Raw genomic sequence first — 17,102 nt, 5'->3', positions numbered from 1 at the left:
GAATTGCAATTTCATCCACACATTCTTGTGGTTTATATGGATGGGCGTTTGCTCTTAGTATAGCGCGAAATTATTGCACTGCGACATAAAACGCTTTGAATATCAATGCATTTATATGAAATTGTGTGAACAAAGGTAGAACGAAGGCCGTTTAGTGAAGTGTGATGTGTTTAAGTATTTAATATTTGCAAAGCACGATCGAAGTCATAGTGTTCAAGTGCGTGATTTAATTGCAAAAAGTTCGTATGGCTTAACTCACGTTCAAATTGTTGTTGGTATTGTTGAAAGTATTCGACTGCGTCTATGTTGGCTGACTCCAGTAACAGCTTAATTTTTGTGAGTAAGTCATCGAATTTTTGAGCTTCAACAGTTCGCTTTTCGATTGGAGTGGAACTCGACGTCGACAAATGAAATTTATCTAATTCTCTTAGTGTTTCTTGAAGTGCTTGGTTGATCTCAGCACAGATTTTTGCAGCCTGCTGCAGCGATTGAAAGTCATTGAGCTGAGTTCCAAGAATTTTCTCGAGTTCCATGCACGTGCTGGCTAGCGCGCTCATCCCGAGCGTCGCGCATTGACCTTTAAGCGTATGCACTTCGCGTTGGAATTCCTTGGTGCCTATTTCCTCCACAGATAAGAATCCTTTGCCTGCTGCTGGCTCCTGGTGGCCTAGTCTGAACTTTTCAAGTAGTTTGATGTAGAGAGCTTGGTTGTTGGCAACCGAGCTAAGCCCTCGTTTCGTATCGATAGTGACAAACGAGGGAAGTGCCATATGATCGACTGAAATCTTAGAGTGTTCATTTGATTCAGTTGGTTTGGCGCTTGCCCGTTGCAACCAATGCTGAATCGTTTTAAATAACTCATCTGGATTAAACGGCTTTGTCAGGTAGTCTTGCATGCCCTCTGCGACGCACTTATCCTTTGTTCCCTTCATGGCGTGTGCAGTTAAAGCGATGATAGGGAGGTGGTCAAAATGATTCATGGAGCGAATTTGAATTGTTGCGTCATGACCATCTAAAATGGGCATTTCGAGATCCATCAGAATAAGATCGAAATGATGCTCAGGGTGGCGCGAAAGCAGGTTGATCGCATCTTGCCCGTTCTGTGCAACAACAACTTCAAAACCAAATTTATTGAGTAACTCGACAGCAATCTCTTGGTTAAATTCGTTATCTTCAGCTAATAGGATCCGCGCTTGATTACCCATTCCCACCTGTTTGGCGAAGGACAAATTTTGGTTCGTAGAATGACTATTATTTCCGCTTAAAGTGTTAGGCGAGGATACTTTCTTCTTTAATTTTTCAGTATCGAGAAATTGGAAAAAATCTTCTTGGCTTGGTGCGCGCGATAAAAATTCAACCCTGTTTTTCTGAGCGATCGATTGAGCTATGCTTGCGTCATCTTTGTCTGTATTTTCGAAAAAAGCGATGTTTTCCAATGTGAGCGAAGGGCCGTCGCCAAAAATATGATCGCAAATTTCGATTTGTTGATTTGTTTCGAGGGCACTATCGATGCAAAGATAATGAATTCGAAATTTTTGGAGCTCCTCGTTCAGAAAGCCAATGAGCTCAGCACTATCCTTCACCTGTTGAAGTTGGATGTCCGTCGTCAAGTTTGAGGCGACGATGATCTGATTGATGCGCTTGATAAGGTCAATGTCTTCCGTCGCGAGAAAAACACTTAGACGATCGCTATTTACTTTTTGTTTTTCAAGGCTAGAGGCAAAGAGCGGAAGCGGAATGTCGAAACTGAATGTCGATCCTTTGCCGTATTCACTTTCCATTTGAATCGAACCACCCATTAGCTCGATCAACTGTTTTGAAATCGAGAGACCTAAGCCAGTCCCGCCATAGTTGCGGGTGGTGGATCCGTCGCCTTGAGTAAATGGCTGAAAAAGTCTGCGTTTTTGTTCTGGAGTCATACCAATCCCAGTATCCTGAACTGAGAATCGTATGTGTATTTGGTCAGAGCCGTCTGGCATGCCAGATATCGATTCGCAACGAACTTTAATTTCTCCTGCTGATGTAAATTTGATCGCGTTATTGACCAAGTTCATCAGCACTTGTCCGATGCGAAGAGGATCTCCAATGTAGTGAGAAGGTAGTCCTTGCTCGATTTCAATATTAAGTACAAGTCCTTTATCGGCTGCCTTTTGTGCGGTAATGTCTAGAAGTTGGGAAACGACTTCTTCAATCGCAAATGGTGTTACTTCGACTTCTAATTTTCCAGCTTCAATCTTTGAAAAATCAAGGATGTCATTGATGATCCCCAACAATGAGCTAGCTGCGAGTTGTATCTTTTTGATGTACTCTCGTTGCTTGGGGTTTAGCTCTGTTAACAGAGCTAAATACGCCATACCAATCACAGCATTCATCGGAGTACGAATTTCGTGACTCATATTCGCGAGGAATTCAGACTTTAGTTTCGTTGCCTCTTCTGCTTTCTCACGATCTAAACGTTCTTTTTCACGCGCCACTTCCAATTTTTTGATTGCGAGTAGAAGTTCGCTTTGAGTTGCTTGTAATTCTTGATATACGCTTGCGTTATCAAGTGCAATTGCGGCATATGCGCTGATTGTTGTAAATATGAGTTGTTCGCGATCGGAGTACGCATTCTCTTTTGCCGAACCTATAATCATCACACCAAGTAAGCGTTCGCCTGCAAATAGTGGAGCCATCAGCTGGCTCTGATTATCAAGTTCGTCGTTTCTGTCATCCGGTGCTCGGTGCTCTACCGCATGGTTAGTTCTAATTTCTCTTCTCTCGCGAGCGCATAAAGCAATCATGCAATCGGGATGATTAATTGGGATGCGGTGGGTGCTGATATATTGCTGATTCTTAATGCCGTAAACAAGCACCAATTGCTGTTGGTCGGGGTCGACTAAATAAGTACAAAAGCTTGTGGCATCCAGTAGGCTCTGTAAATGCTTGTGGATAGCCACGAAGGCGGCCGCGCTCTCTAACTTGGCGGTAATCTCTTGTCCGATTTTGCTGAGCTTAACTAAAGTATCTTTGGTGTCTTGTAAGGCGCGTGCTCGATTTGACTCAGCCACCGCAATTAGGTGGTGATATTGCGCCTCGGCTTGAGCTTTTTCAGTTTGATGATGATCTTGAATGTTCGCAGTTTTATATGCGACACGCAGACGATTTTCGTTGCGCTCTGCGGCTAACGCCTGCTTGGCATAAGTTAATGCTTTTGTTAAATTTTGTGCGTCGGCCCAGGCATCGCTAAGCATGATGAAAAAATCGGGTGGCGCCTGCCATCCTTCAATGGCATCGCCTGCACTTAACGCCTTTTCCAGAAAATGAATTACGGCGTTCGGCTCTTTAATATTTTCGGGGGGCGGCAGTTGGTGACGGCTGTAAATTTCTGCTAACACTTGATGAAGAGACACACTAATTGCAGCAAAATTGAACTTGTGGCACAGGCGACTCGCCTCGTCAATTGCATTGAGCGCTGGTTCTATTTGATTCGCCGCAGATAGTGCTCTCGCATATCGGATTAACGTATGTGGTAAATCGTCCATCGATTCCGCAGCACGAAATAAGGTGATCGAGTCTTGGAATGCCGCTAATGCCGCGTTGATATCACTATCAATGAGTAGTGTTTCACCCAGCTCGCGAAAAGCAATGGCTTTATTGATTCCAGCATAGTTCGCAGGAAAAAAATTCAACGATTCTTGTAGTGTTTGACGACTCTGAACGATTCTGCCTAAGAGGCGTTGTGCTCGCCCAAGGTGAGCGTAACAAAAGCCCATGAGCGCAGGCCAACCTGCTTGTTTTGAGAGGCCCAGAGCAAACTCAATCGCTTGGGTTGCGCTTTCCAGGTCACCAATATTCTGAAATACTTCACATGCATTTCCAGAAGAAATGATGGCGAGACGAGTAAGTCCTGCTTGTTTTGCTAAGCCGCTGGCTCGAAGATAAGAACGAGCACCTTTTGCCGGTTCCCGACGACCATGAATGACGCCCTCGGCCGCGTTCAAATGCGCTGCGATAGCGGGTTTGTTGGCGTATCGAGAGCTGCCTAAAAAACGAGCGATTTCTAGTTTGGCTTCTTCTGGTTCTATAAACGCTTGCGCGTAGATGAGCCATGATTCAGCAAATTCAGAGCGTTCGATGTCGCCACAGCGTGTATAAAGATCAAGTGCTTGTTTGCAGGCTTCCGCTTCTCGGTGAGTATTGCCAACACTGATTGCAATCGTGGCCTCAACTATTGACGCATCACCTAGACCGCGAATATCGTTTTGCGAGGAAAGTTCAAATTTACTTTGCTTGAGCAATAGTTCAGCGTACGGGATGTCCCCCAGCAGTGCATAGATCTCAGCGCGAATCAAATTTAGGCGTGTTCTTATTTCGTGTTCTTGGCTGATGCGCTCTATTTTGGATTCGTCATTTGACGCTAATATCTGTTCTATTTCATCAACTTGAAATAAGGCACGTTGACTATCGCGCTGCCGCAAATGCCAAGTAACTGCAAGTAAGGTGTGGAGTTTCTCTTGATCCCTTAACGATGGATAGATGCTTTCTAAACGAAACAACTCTTCGCTAGATGCATAAAGTTCCATAGGTAATCACTTTCACAAGAAATGAAAACTCAATCGGTTGGTCAAAACAAGTAAGCCCATATTAATTCGATGGTTCTTCGCATATGTAAATTAGCAAGCATTTTCATATTTGAGTTCTGTAAATTTATCACGTTGTCGGTTTGCAGGCATTTGATTCATGCGAAGTCTTCGAAAAGTGTCGTCAATTCATCTAAATTTGCCAATTGGGGCGAAGATTTTTAGATTTGGTATCGAAGTCTTGCGCCTTTTGCTACCTCTTCGCGTTAGAATTGTTGAGTTTTGTTACATCAGTTTCAGTCTGTTTTGCACCACCAAATTTTTCGGGTTGGGTAAATTTGAGATATGGCAGGAATTTCCATAACAGTTAAAGATGAACTGATCGAGCGTTCTTTGGATGGTCTCGATGCACTTCGTGACTCAATTGAGAAAGGGATGGAGATCGCAGTCTCGATGCGCGAGCTTGGCGATTCACGCGCAGATCAACAAATCCTAGCGTATGCGGATATTGTTAGTGCGTTCTCTTTTTACTTTGAAAATAAACTCGAGGAGTCCGTTCTCGCATTCGAAAAACTGATACATAGTTTTGTAAAGATGCAAGACCAGCATGGTGTGTTCTTCGCAAAAACTGGTTTGGTCGTTGTTTTGAGGAAACTTGGCCAGGTTGTTAAGGCTAGAGCGCTTTGTGAAAATGAACTGATACCGCGCTGCGGTGGTATGCAACCGCGTCTGTTAATTCTCGCTTTGAATATCTACGCAATTTTGCTCCAGGAATGCGGTGAGACCGAAAAATCGATTCGTTTCTTTTACCGCGCGCTCGATGAGTCGAAAAAAATAAGCTCGAATAGCCGAATTGCGCAAATCACTGCTAACTTAGGTGAAGTTTTATACGTTACGGGAAATATCGAGGCTGCAGAAGAGTTATTGCAAGAAGCAAGGGATTTGGCGCCGGCTTCCGCAGAAAAATGGCTGACCCCGTTTAGCTCGACCATGCTGGCACTGTGCAAAATTTCATTAGGTAAGTTTGACGAGGCGTATGGCGCCATCTCACATTATGTCGAGGTGGAAAATGGCGCTTCCTCACATACAAATTCTTACCGTTCGTTTTATTTAGCCGTTGCTGCATATACTTTGGCGATGCGTGGTGATTTTGAGCAAGCATCGCGCTTTAATTCGGACGCGTTAGTTCTAATTGACCTGATTGAAGATCCACATTTAAAACCCTATGTATGGTGGGTAAGTGGTTTTATTAATCGACGGCTTGGCTCTATCGACAGCGCGATCATCGATTTACGAAAAGCAATTGATCAGGTAGGGGAGAGTGGTTATATTCATTTGCCTTTAAAGGCAATTAACGAGCTATCTGAAATTTATGCAGACCTCGGTCAGTGGGAACAGGCCTACCTAGAGCAAAAGCGTCATCAAAAGTTGTTTTTGCGAGCTCAAGAAAGAGCCAGTAAGATACAGCTTGAAACCTTGAAAATTCGCCATGAATTCCGCGAGGCGGAACATGATCGCCAGTTGACCGAAAGAATGGTGATCGAACGTAAGACCCTAGATGACGAATTGCAGCGAATGCTGACGGAGCGCGAGACTATCCTAGAAAATTCGATTGTCGGGATGATTTTCTTGAATAGCCAAGGTCGTGTGCAGTGGGTGAATACTCCACTTTGCCAGATTTTTGGTGTGGAACGACAGAATGTTCTCGGGGTCTCTCTTGAACCATTTTATGAGTCACGTGAAGCATATTTGGAAAGTGGAGCTGCCGTTAGCCAAGCGGTGCTGCGCGGAGAGGCTTATGTTTCAGAATTGAAAATGCGTCGCAGTGACGGCAGCTTGTTTTGGGTTCAATTTTCTGGTCGAGCAGTCAATAAGAATGATCTGTCCTATGGCACTGTATGGGTGGTGATGGATATTTCTGCTCGCAGACAACTCGAAGATGATCTTCATAAATCCGAATATAACTATCGCTTGTTGATCGACAATGTGACCGAAGGAATCATTGTTGTTCAAAATGGAAAAATTGCGTTTGCAAACCGCCTCATTGAATCTCTAACGGGTTACGATCAGCCTGAATTAATCGGCTTACCTTTTACTTCTTCGATTTATGCAGAGGACATTCCTCTAGTTGTCGATCGCCATTCTCGCCGCTTACGTGGCGAAGTGGTGGAACAATACTATCAAATTAGGCTCAATCGTCGCTTTACGAATGAATTGATATGGGTTGAGATTTCCTCTGTACTTATTCAGTGGGAAGGGCATCCTGCGACCTTAACCTTTGTTTCAGACCTCACTCAACGAAAGCTACTTGAGATCCAGCTGAAAGAGAGTATGGATGAACAAATGCGTTTGCAAACATTGCAGATGCAGAATGAGCTAAAAGTTTCAGAGCTAGCACGTAGACACGCTGAGGAAACGACCGAGGCAAAATCTTTGTTCCTAGCAAATATGAGTCATGAAATTCGAACGCCAATGAATGCGATTATCGGCATGGCCCATTTAGCGCTGAAGACGGAATTGACCGTAAAACAAAAAGATTACGTTGAAAAAATCCATAAAGCTGGAATGTCATTGATGGGAATTATCAACGACATCTTAGATTTCTCCAAAATTGAAGCAGGAAAGCTTGATATCGAAGTCGTTGATTTTGATCTTGATGAGGTCTTTAATAGTGTTGCTGTGGTCACCAGTGAGAAAGCTGAGGAAAAAGGACTAGAGTACCTGTTCGACATAGGTGCTGATGTTCCGAGACGATTGAAGGGGGATCCGCTTCGCTTAGGACAAGTCTTGATTAATCTGGTCAATAACTCAATCAAGTTCACCAATCAAGGTGAAGTTTGCTTGCATTGCTCGGTGATCCGTCAAGAAGGAAATCAAAAGGTTTTACGATTTGAAGTTCGCGATACCGGTTTGGGGATGAGCGAGGCACAGTCATCAAAATTGTTTATGCCCTTTAGTCAAGGCGATGAGTCGACTACACGCAAGTATGGCGGAACAGGCTTAGGGTTATCTATTTCAAAAGGCATGATCGACCTAATGGGGGGCGAGATTTCACTCTCAAGTAGAGAGGGGCATGGGACCTCCGTTGTATGTACGATTCCATTTGACTTCACCGAGAGTGAACAACCTAAATTCAATCGAGAGTTGTTCGAGCACCTTCGTATTTTGGTCGTTGATGATCATCCTTTAGCTGCAAGATTACTTGCAGAGAAATTGAAGGTATATGGTATCGCGTGTGACACAGCGAACGCCGGCGATCATGCATTAGCTATGGTAATCGCATGTGATCAAGAGCGTAGATATGATGCGGTATTTGTCGATCTCCATATGCCCACTATGGATGGGGTTGAACTTATCTCATGCATTCGTAGTGCTAACTTGCGTTCGGTTCCTAAAATTGCATTGGTTGGAGCAACGGCTCGTGAAAGTTTAAATTATCGCGAGGAGTCTACGGTTTCAGATGCTTACTTAGATAAACCATTTAATACTTCAAACGTATTTGATTGTTTGGTTAATCTGTTTTCGTATCATACCCATTCTAGTGTGACTAATCAGGCGCATACACAAATGAAATGCGTCGGCGTGCGTGCGCTCTTGGTGGAGGATAATTTAATTAATCAGCAGATTGCAATGGAACTCTTGGAGTCTGCAGATATCGTCGTTGATATTGCATCGAATGGTCGGATTGCAGTCGATAAGTTATTCTTAAAGGACCCGCATTATTACGATATCGTCTTCATGGATGTACAAATGCCAGAAATGGATGGCCATGAAGCGACACGGCTGATTCGTGCAGATTCTCGATTTAGGGGGTTGCCAATTATCGCAATGACTGCGCACGCTTTACTGATTGAGCGGGAACGCTGTTTTACGTCAGGTATGAATGCGCATATTGCGAAGCCGATTAACCCGTCTGAGCTATATGCAACTATTTCTGAATGGTGTTTGAGTAAAGTGAGTCAAGTTGCAGAAGTAAATGTTAAAGCTTATGTTGAAGAAGAAGTGCAGATGTTAAAGATTGATGGAGTTGATACGCGGCAAGGCTTGTCACGAACAATGGGTGACAAGCAGTTGTATTTCAAGTTGCTGCGTTTATTCGTGCAAGATCAAAAAAACGTAATTGCTGCATTACGTGATGCTCTCTTAAAGGGCGAAAATGGTTTAGCAGAGAGGATCGCTCATACCTTGAAAGGTGTTGCAAGTTTGATAGGTGCCGAGGTCCATGCCATGGCCGCTCGTATCGAATTATTAATTCAGAGTGGTCAGACTGTGGAAATGATGACACCAATTTTAGTTGCTTGTGAAACACAGCTTGCATTAACCATAGGAAACATTGAGAATTGCTTATTGCGTGAAAATGCATTAAGCGATCTGGAGGGGATCACTCACGATGGTGTCAATATCTCGAGTGAAGAAGTACTGAATAAATTAAAGCGATGTTACAAGCTAGTAGGGAACTATGACGGGGAAGCGTTGGAGGCGTTGAATGAGTCTTCAGATGAGTTGTGTATCGCTTTCGGTTCGGATGTGCAAAAGCAAATTATGCGAGCGGCAAGTCAGTATGACTTTGATGTGATTCTTTCCATAATGAAGGGAAATGCAGAGTTAGCTGGACTTGAACTTGATTGATGTGCGATGTTCTATGTGAGCACGCTGAATCAATTAAGCATCCAATTTATTCAAAAGGTGAGCCATGAATGATGGTAATGATTTCGATTCAAAACAAGTTGTTCTGATTGTTGATGATACTCCAGATAACATCACGCTTCTTTCGGCCTTATTGAAAGATAACTACAAGATTAAAATTGCCACAAATGGCGTAAAAGCTTTACACATCGCTTCAACCTTACCAAGTCCTGATTTGATTCTGTTGGACGTGATGATGCCAGAGATGGATGGTTATGAGACTTGTAAACGCCTAAAGTCCAATCCTGCAACAGCGGAAATTCCAGTCATCTTTTTGACAGCAAAGAGCCAAGTCTCCGACGAAGAGATGGGGCTCAAGCTCGGTGCGGTCGATTACATCAGTAAACCTGTTAGCCCGCCAATCGTCTTGGCGCGGGTGGCAACGCAATTGAATTTGGTGAAAGCAAGAAATCTATTGCAAGATCAAAATAAGCATTTGGAGAAGCTAGTACAAGACCGTACTCGTAAATTGGCCAAAATGCAGGATGCGATCATTATGGCGATGGCTTCTTTGGCTGAAACACGCGATAACGAGACGGGTAATCACATTCGTCGTACACAGAACTATGTGGCGGCCCTTGCTCGCCAACTCAAGCACTTACCACGCTTCTCGTCTGAGCTTACGGAAGAGAATATCGAACTTTTGTACAAATCGGCACCATTGCATGACATTGGGAAAGTTGGTATCCCCGATAATATTCTGCTCAAGCCAGGTAAGCTCGATTCAGATGAGTTCGAAATAATGAAAATGCACACTACTTATGGTCGTGAGACGATCTTGTCGGTGGAACGCTACTTGGGTGAAAGTAATGAATTTTTGCGTTTCGCTCGCGAGATCACTTATTCGCATCAAGAGAAGTGGGATGGCTCGGGTTATCCAGAAAATTTGTCTGGCGATGCGATTCCGATTTCTGCGCGCTTAATGGCAGTGGCTGACGTCTATGATGCATTGATTTCTAAGCGCGTCTATAAACCTGCTTTCAGTCATGAAGAGGCGATCGATATTATGCGCAAAGGAAGGGGCTCTCATTTTGATCCTGATATCTTAGATGTATTCTTGAAGATTACTGATGAGTTCAGAGAAATCGCACTGCGATACCGCGAAAGCGAGAGCGGAGACTCTGAAATTTATTGAGCTCGCATTTCTCTCGTTTGAAAACAAAAAAGCGCGATGTAAATCGCGCTTTTTTCTTGATTATCTTTCGAAATTAATCGAAGACTGGGGTTTCTACCCCCAAAATTTTGTGCAATTTTGGTGATGTTGTCGTGTACTGCATATGAATTTTCTTTTCAGGAAAAATATATGGTGCAGCGCCGAAAGCTGCTAAAGCCGCTTCATGGAAGCCAGACAAAATCAGCTTTTTCTTACCTGGATAAGTGTTGATATCGCCTACAGCGAAGATGCCAGGAACGTTTGTTTCGAACTTTTCCGTATCCATGACTTTCAACTGTTTGCGTTCGATTTCAAGACCCCATTCAGCAATTGGACCTAGTTTTGGAGACAGACCAAAAAATACCAAGAGATCGTCTAAAGGCAAGCGACGTGTGACGCCATCTGCGCCTGTCACTTTGATTTCTGCCAATTTATCGTCCTTAGTTTCAATACCTGTCACTTGTCCGATGATCAGTTGCATCTCGTAGTTGTCACACATTTCTTTCATTTTTGCGACTGAGGCAGGTGCAGCACGGAAATCATCGCGACGATGTAGCAAGATAACAGATTCTGCTTTTCCAGCTAAATTCAAAGCCCAATCGAGAGCGGAGTCACCGCCGCCGCAAATAACTAAATTACGACCCTCGAAACGGCTTGGATCTTTCACGCGGTAGAACACTTGTTTACCTTCAAACTCTTCGATGCCTTCGACTTTCAAAGTGCGAGGTTGGAATGAACCGACGCCGGCAGCGATGAAGATAGTTTTCGTGATGAATTTGGTGCCCAAGGATGTTTCCAAGTCAAAGCGACCGTCAGCACGACGTTGAACGACAGTCACTTCTTGATTCAAGTGGAAGGTTGGTTCGAACGGTTCGATTTGTTTGAGTAAGTTGTCAGTCAATTCTTGACCGGTGCACACAGGCACAGCTGGAATGTCGTAAATCGGTTTGTCTGGGTAGAGTTCGACGCACTGACCGCCAACAACGGGCAAAGAGTCAATGACATGTGCCTTAATCTCGAGTAAGCCGAGTTCAAAAACTTGGAATAGACCGACCGGGCCAGCACCAACGATGACGGCATCAGCTTCGATCACTTGTGTATTTTGTTTGTTGTCCATGAGACTGTGGGTTTCCAATAATGAGGCGCATACTTAATGCGCAATTCACAATCGTGAATTTGTTCAGGGTGAATCGATCTTCTGCAGCCTTATGATCTTCAGCAAAGCTGCACTGGCTCGCTCTTAGCGCTCCAAATATTGCAACTTGTCTTTAACATCTTTCCAATCGTCTGCATCTGCGAGTGGTGACGTTGTCTTAGTAATCGAAGGCCAGCTGCGAATCAAATCTGCATTGATCTTGATAAATTGCTGTTGGTCTGCAGGCACATCTTCTTCCGCATAGATCGCATTGACCGGGCATTCTGCCACGCACACTGCGCAGTCGATACACTCATCAGGGTCGATTACCAAAAAGTTTGGACCTGCACGGAAGCAGTCTACTGGGCAAACATCAACGCAGTCGGTATAACGGCAACGGATGCAGGATTCGGTCACAACATGGGTCATAACAGGCCTATCTAGGATAAAAATTTGGGTGAAGCGCGACGCGAAAAATTCGCGACAGCTGCAAAGCCTTGTATTTTAAGGCAAATCGACATATCTCACAATTGTGACTTAGATAAAATATGCATAAGCAAATGTGTCTGGCTGATACAGCCATAGGCTGTTATTCTGCATGAAAAATAACCTCTAAAATTTAGGTTTAGGTGATTTTGGCATTGAATAGGCCTGATATTTTGAAATTAGACGACTTTTAACTGAACTTGGTGGTATATCGAATGAAGCCAAAATTACTAGTTGCACGGGCAATTGCGCCAGAAGTGCTGCAAAGCTTGTCAAATTGCTTTGAGCTTGAGGAAAATCAAGCCGATATTATTTTTTCCGAGTCAGAGCTTGTCTCACGTTTGCGGGGCAAGTTTGGCATGCTCTGTACCTCAAGTGCAAAAGTAGATGGTTCGCTTTTGTCGCAACTACCGGAGCTCAAGGTCGTAGCAACCATTGCAGTTGGCTATGACAATTTCGATCTTAACGCTTGTACCGAATATGGCGTTTTGGCGACCAATGCACCTGATGTCCTGAATGAAACCACTGCCGACTTTGCCTGGGCACTGATGATGGCAACGGCGCGGCGAGTAACGGAGTCCGAACATTGGCTTCGCGCAGGAAAGTGGGAGAAATGGAGTTATAACGCGTTTCTAGGTGCAGATATTCACGGGACTACGCTTGGTATTCTTGGTATGGGGCGAATCGGTCGCGCGATTGCGAGGCGAGCTCGTGGCTTCGACATGCAAGTTATTTATCATAACCGCAGTCGTCTAGACAAAAACTTAGAACTAGAGGCCGGTGGTGCGACTTATGTCGAAAAAGATGTGCTTTTACGAACGGCGGACCATCTTATTGTCGTAGTGCCATATTCGGCTGAGGCTCGTCACTTGATCGGTGCTGATGAATTGGCATTGATGAAGCCGACAGCGACCTTGGTCAATATCGCGAGGGGCGGAATTGTTGATGACGCTGCCTTAATTCAATCCCTACGAGATAAAAAGATTGCAGCAGCTGGGCTCGATGTTTTTGAAAACGAACCTCGTTTGAATCCAGGATTTTTAGATTTGAATAACGTTGTCCTCACTCCACATATCGCCAGTGCCTCGCATCGAACTCGTTTGGCAATGGCGCATAAAGCAGCAGAAAATTTAGTTGCAGCGCTCGAACGTCGTGTGCCGCCAAATTTGCTTAATACTGATGTGCTTAGTCGTCTTCAGTTGTGGAATTAAATAACAGAAGCGCCGTTTGGGGATTTGGCGCTTTTGTTCGTAAGACGAAATGGTGAGTCGCTAAGATCTTATCCAGCGTTTTTCAAATCTTCAATTAAGTCGATGTATTGTTGCATAGCGGCTTCTTGTGAAGTACCTTTTAATTCTGCCCAAGCATCAAATTTGGCGCGTGCAACGAAATCAGTCATGCCAGGACGCTCACCATTGGCGTCGCCGCTACTTCCTTGTTTGAACAAGGCGTAAATCTTGAGTAGAGTCATATTGTCTGGACGCTCTGGCAGATTTTTGGAATCAGCTTGTGCTTGCGCGAATTGGTCTTGGATGCTCATTGATTTCTCCTATGTTGATATCGTTCGGTTGTTTCAGCCTTGTTTAAGCCTGATTAAGCTCTTCCTTTTCTAGGAAGTGCAATGTGGTATTGAGCTTAACAGCAAAACGATATTTTTCCGTAGAGTAAAAACTCAAAATTTTTTGTTCGTTGAGTCTTGCGGACTGACCAAGACCATGAGGAAGATCTTGAAGCTATTAATGCAAGGTCGGCTCAGCACCGCAGCAGGCTTTGTATTTTTTACCGCTACCGCAAGGGCAAGGATCATTTCGGCCAACTTTTGGTGCGTCACGCTTTACGGTGATGACGCCCGATTTTCGAAGTGGCGCCCAAAAACGACGAATCTCAGGAATGGAGGCTTCAAGTTGCAAAGCTAACTCATGGCATTTTTCTGGCGTATCAACGAGTTTCAGTTCATCTTCTTCAATCTCTTCTGCACCGAGCAAGTAAATCGGACGTAAATGATCCGCAATTGTCGATTCCCAAGCTGCTTCCCAGGCTTCTGCTCGCAGCTGCATTCCTTCCCAAAATCCCCAAGCCCATGTTTCACCGTCGATGAGCTCTTTGCCATTTTTTTCCATGACGCAAAATAAGGGTTCGTATTCTTGCGGAGCTACTTCAAATGTTATTTGAATCTCGTTCATGAAGCGCGCAATAAGGTTGGTAATGCGTTGCATTTCCTTTGGCGATTTAAATTTTGGCTCCGCTTGGTCTGGCAACCCCCACACGGTTGGAAGCCACTCAGTCATAGGAATCATCTCAGGGCCAAGTGCAATGGCTGTCAGATAGCCGTGCAAGGCATCCATGGTCATGCCATCGTCACCAACGCTATCGGACATGAGAAATTTATCGAGTTCGTTGAATTCTTTGTCGCTTAGGGGTTCGTCGAGATGCATATTGACAGTCTTCTTGAATAATGGGTTGTGATCGGGAAGCGCTACTTTTTATTGTTTGAAGCGCTAAATAGCGAAAGTGTAGCGCTTTGTATCGGTTTGGTGGTGAGAATGCACGTACAATTACACCTATGAATGATGAAAATGCAAAAGTTTGTTCAAATTTGAGCTTCGAGCCTGGCGATAGCTATTCAGAATTAAGCCCAGAGGTGGTGCTCGACGCGATGCATGCGCGCGGTTTTGATTGCGATGGCCGCTTGCTGGCATTGAATAGCTATGAAAATCGGGTCTATCAATTGGGCATGGAGGAGGGAGCACCTCTGATCGCGAAGTTTTACAGGCCAGGGCGATGGAGTGAGGCACAAATTCAAGAAGAGCATGCATTTGTCGCTTCTTTGGCGGAGAGTGAAATTCCGGTGGTGCCGGCTTTAGCTGATGCAAATGGAAATACCTTATCCGTGTTTCAAGGGTTTCGTTTTGCTGTATTTCCGCGGCAAGGTGGACGGGCCCCTGAGCTGGATCGTGCCGATACATTGACATGGCTCGGCAGGTATTTGGGTAGAATCCATGCAGTCGGGCGTGCAGCGAATTATACTTTGCGACCAATGATTGGCCTCCAGAATTTTGGTACTGCGTCGCTAAACTACCTCGTGGAACACAACTGGATTCCGAGCGATCTATCGAATGCTTATGTGAGCACAGCAAAGCAGATGTTAGACAAAGTCGCACTAATTTTCGAAAAGGCTGGTGATGTTCAGCGATTACGATTGCACGGCGACTGTCACATGGGTAATGTCTTATGGATCGACGAGGGGGCTCAGCAAGGGCCGCATTTTGTTGATTTCGATGATAGTCGCATGGGGCCTGCAATCCAAGATTTGTGGATGCTGCTGTCAGGCTCGCGGCGAGAAATGCAAGAACAGCTCTGCGATATCTTGATGGGTTATGAAGATTTCTTGGAATTCGATACACGGGAGTTGGCTTTAATCGAACCACTTCGTTGTTTGCGGCTTTTGCATTATTCGGCTTGGCTAGCGCAACGTTGGTCCGATCCTGCATTCAAGCAAGCATTTCCATGGTTTAACAGTCAAAGATACTGGCAAGACCGTGTACTTGAAATGCGTGAGCAGTTGGCTTTGTTAGATGAAGAACCTCTCCGCGTTTGATTTTGAATGATGGGTGCCATCGTTTACAATAGCGGGTTGGTACTCTCGTGCCTCATTGCTTTTCTTCCCTTTTTTCCATAAGTTGACATCATGATGACGCAAGACGAACTCAAACTGGCGGTTGCTCAAGCAGCTATTTCCTATGTAGTTGAAGGGGAAATAGTGGGGGTGGGTACAGGTTCAACAGCTAATTTCTTTATCGACGAATTGGCAAAAATTAAACACAAAATTAAAGCTGCGGTTGCCTCTTCAGAAGCCACTGCCGCACGCTTGAGAGGCCATGGTATTGAGGTGCTTGACCTTAATGATGTTACCAGTATGCCGGTGTATATCGACGGCGCTGATGAAATCACGGCAAGTGGTGCTATGATCAAAGGCGGTGGTGCTGCGTTGACGCGTGAAAAGATCGTCGCTTCGGTCGCAAAACAATTTATTTGTATCGCCGATGGTTCGAAACTGGTCGAGAAATTAGGAGGCTTCCCTTTGCCTGTTGAAGTTATCCCTATGGCGCGAGAGTCTGTCATTCGCGCACTGAATGATATCGCTGGCGATGCAAGGTTGCGCATGAAAGATGGACAGGCTCTGATTACCGATAATGGCAATGTTATCGTTGATGTGCATGGCTTGCAAATCGAAGACCCGCAAGAATTAGAGCGCAAAATCAATAATATCGTTGGTGTCGTAACCGTTGGTTTATTCGCTCAGCAAGGGGCGAATGTATGCCTGTTAGGCACGCCCGACGGCGTCAAAACTCTGACATTTTGAGAGCGTTTTGACAGCTTCATATCTCATCAATTTTGAACAGGAAAAAATATGAGTGATGCACTCTCCGATCAAGAAATTCTTGCTAGTACTAAACAGTGGCTAGAGAAAGCCGTCATAGGCTTGAACCTATGTCCCTTTGCTAAAGGCGTGCATATTAAGGAACAAATCCGCTACATCGTCAGTCATGCCCGCACAGAGGAAGAGTTGCTCAAAGATTTGATTGATGAGTTAGAAGCGCTGGCGGAGGCCAACCCAGAAAAAATCGATACGACTTTGTTGATTCATCCATTCGTCTTGAATGACTTCCTAGACTTTAATGACTTTCTTGAGGTCGCAGACGCGACTTTGGAAGATAGAGATCTTGACGGCATTTTGCAGGTGGCAAGTTTTCACCCTTTGTATCAGTTTGAAGATACCGATCTTGACGATATCGAGAATTTTACGAACCGCTCCCCCTATCCAACGCTACATTTGTTGCGTGAAGAAAGTATTGATAAAGCGGTAGAAGCCTTTCCAGAGGCCGAGCAAATTTATGAAAAAAACATGGCAACATTACGTGCACTGGGTCTTGAAGGCTGGAAAAAATTGTTTCTTGTGTGAGACTTGAAGGGCAGTGATGGTGCGATAAATTGAATGGGGCTGCGGCCCCATTTTGTTTTTGGTCGGCGCAGTATTTGATCCTCGAATCTATTGGGTCCCAATTGGCAGACTTGAAAG

At 44.7% G+C, this 17,102-nt stretch carries 11 protein-coding genes; 6 read left to right on the top strand and 5 right to left on the bottom strand.

Annotation, left to right across the window (positions count from 1 at the left end; genetic code table 11):
- Positions 1-170 precede the first annotated feature (170 nt).
- Positions 171-4,565, bottom strand: coding sequence for an ATP-binding protein (locus tag H8K36_RS02675; RefSeq protein ID WP_186915206.1), 4,395 nt, complete (start codon positions 4,563-4,565; stop codon positions 171-173).
- Between the two features lie 342 nt (positions 4,566-4,907).
- Between H8K36_RS02675 and H8K36_RS02670 the strand changes: the two genes are divergently transcribed.
- Together H8K36_RS02670 and H8K36_RS02665 are read left to right on the top strand one after the other, a co-directional pair.
- Complete coding sequence (locus H8K36_RS02670) at positions 4,908-9,191, top strand: response regulator (protein WP_186915207.1); 4,284 nt, start codon at positions 4,908-4,910, stop codon at positions 9,189-9,191.
- A 64-nt stretch (positions 9,192-9,255) separates the two neighbouring features.
- Positions 9,256-10,383 (top strand): response regulator, encoded by a 1,128-nt coding sequence (locus H8K36_RS02665; protein ID WP_186915208.1) that lies wholly within the window; start codon positions 9,256-9,258, stop codon positions 10,381-10,383.
- 73 nt (positions 10,384-10,456) lie between these two features.
- On the opposite strand, the gene H8K36_RS02660 is transcribed toward H8K36_RS02665, so the two are convergent.
- Positions 10,457-11,518 carry an NAD(P)/FAD-dependent oxidoreductase gene (locus H8K36_RS02660; protein WP_186915209.1) on the bottom strand — a complete coding sequence of 354 codons (1,062 nt, stop codon included), beginning with the start codon at positions 11,516-11,518 and terminating at the stop codon, positions 10,457-10,459.
- Positions 11,519-11,641: 123 nt separating this feature from the next.
- Positions 11,642-11,965, bottom strand: coding sequence for a ferredoxin FdxA (gene fdxA / locus H8K36_RS02655; RefSeq protein WP_186915210.1), 324 nt, complete (start codon positions 11,963-11,965; stop codon positions 11,642-11,644).
- A 272-nt stretch (positions 11,966-12,237) separates the two neighbouring features.
- On the opposite strand from fdxA, the gene H8K36_RS02650 reads away from it, so the two are divergent.
- The gene (locus H8K36_RS02650; RefSeq protein WP_186915211.1) at positions 12,238-13,233 is read left to right on the top strand and encodes a 2-hydroxyacid dehydrogenase; all 996 of its coding nucleotides are present in this window, start codon (positions 12,238-12,240) and stop codon (positions 13,231-13,233) included.
- Between the two features lie 68 nt (positions 13,234-13,301).
- Here the strand turns inward: H8K36_RS02650 and H8K36_RS02645 are convergent, their stop codons facing one another.
- Both H8K36_RS02645 and H8K36_RS02640 read right to left on the bottom strand, forming a co-directional pair.
- Positions 13,302-13,562 carry an acyl-CoA-binding protein gene (locus H8K36_RS02645; protein ID WP_186915212.1) on the bottom strand — a complete coding sequence of 87 codons (261 nt, stop codon included), beginning with the start codon at positions 13,560-13,562 and terminating at the stop codon, positions 13,302-13,304.
- A gap of 196 nt (positions 13,563-13,758) precedes the next feature.
- The gene (locus H8K36_RS02640) at positions 13,759-14,457 is read right to left on the bottom strand and encodes a UPF0149 family protein (RefSeq protein ID WP_186915213.1); all 699 of its coding nucleotides are present in this window, start codon (positions 14,455-14,457) and stop codon (positions 13,759-13,761) included.
- Between the two features lie 128 nt (positions 14,458-14,585).
- Here H8K36_RS02640 and H8K36_RS02635 point away from each other — a divergent pair, with 128 nt between their 5' ends.
- The 3 genes from H8K36_RS02635 (at position 14,586) to H8K36_RS02625 (ending at position 16,985) form a co-directional block, all read left to right on the top strand.
- Positions 14,586-15,620, top strand: a complete 1,035-nt coding sequence (locus H8K36_RS02635; RefSeq protein ID WP_186915214.1) for a serine/threonine protein kinase — start codon at positions 14,586-14,588, stop codon at positions 15,618-15,620.
- A 93-nt stretch (positions 15,621-15,713) separates the two neighbouring features.
- Positions 15,714-16,385 (top strand): ribose-5-phosphate isomerase RpiA, encoded by a 672-nt coding sequence (rpiA, locus tag H8K36_RS02630; protein ID WP_186915763.1) that lies wholly within the window; start codon positions 15,714-15,716, stop codon positions 16,383-16,385.
- Between the two features lie 48 nt (positions 16,386-16,433).
- Positions 16,434-16,985 carry a DUF1415 domain-containing protein gene (locus H8K36_RS02625; RefSeq protein WP_186915215.1) on the top strand — a complete coding sequence of 184 codons (552 nt, stop codon included), beginning with the start codon at positions 16,434-16,436 and terminating at the stop codon, positions 16,983-16,985.
- The last annotated feature ends 117 nt before the right edge of the window (positions 16,986-17,102 follow it).

It is taken from the genome of Affinundibacterium nitidum (assembly GCF_014284155.1).
Taxonomy (GTDB): domain Bacteria; phylum Pseudomonadota; class Gammaproteobacteria; order Burkholderiales; family Burkholderiaceae_D; genus Undibacterium; species Undibacterium nitidum.
This window is presented reverse-complemented; position numbering and strand designations above follow the sequence as displayed.